The organism is Microbacterium sp. KNMS, assembly GCF_053851835.1.
Genome location: NZ_JBSQBP010000149.1, coordinates 1 through 252, shown reverse-complemented (window position 1 = coordinate 252; position 252 = coordinate 1). Strand labels below are relative to the sequence as shown.

Annotated in this window: 1 pseudogene; it reads right to left on the bottom strand. The window is 68.3% G+C overall.

The features are described 5' to 3' along the window. Positions 1 to 213, bottom strand: a pseudogene (locus ACWXWW_RS18195) (amidohydrolase); the annotation flags it as partial. Positions 214 to 252 lie beyond the last annotated feature (39 nt).

Here is a 252-nt window from a genome sequence, read left to right as displayed (position 1 = left end):
CAGCAGCACGTCGATGCCGTAGAGCAGTACCTGGGTACCCTTCGGGGTACTCCGGACGGTGTCGGCCAGCTTCTGCATGACCTGCTGACCGGTGGGAACGACGAAAGGGCGCACGTCCACGGCGGGCGGACCGAGGGTGGCGGCGATCTGGCTCGGGTGGCTGTGCGCCTCCACGAACGCCGGAAGCAGCGCCAGGCCGTCGAGCTCGATCACATCCGTTTGGGCACCGCGCAGCCTCATCACGTCCTGCCG